Annotated in this window: 1 protein-coding gene; it reads right to left on the bottom strand. The window is 57.6% G+C overall.

Annotated elements, in window-relative coordinates:
- Positions 1-229, bottom strand: a 229-nt coding sequence (locus FDX22_RS12565) for a hemagglutinin repeat-containing protein (RefSeq protein ID WP_146717277.1), incomplete at both ends; no start/stop codon positions are given.

Below are 229 nucleotides of genomic sequence, written 5' to 3'. Positions count from 1 at the left end.
CATTGACCACGGTTTTCTTCTTCGCACGATAGCTGTCGCCGTCGGTTGTTGCTTCAGCCAGCAGGTTGACATCACGCCCGGCCAGCAGACCCACATCATTTTCCGCTGCCAGCCCGGCCGCGTGAGAATTAATATCCTGACCCGCTTTCAACACCAGATTGTCACCCGCTGAGACGGTGGTACGGGAAAGCCCGGTGCTGTGCGATTCACTGCCGCCGTTACGGCTATT

Source organism: Citrobacter sp. TBCS-14, from assembly GCF_005280805.1.
Classification (GTDB): Bacteria; Pseudomonadota; Gammaproteobacteria; order Enterobacterales; family Enterobacteriaceae; genus Citrobacter; species Citrobacter gillenii.
This window is presented reverse-complemented; position numbering and strand designations above follow the sequence as displayed.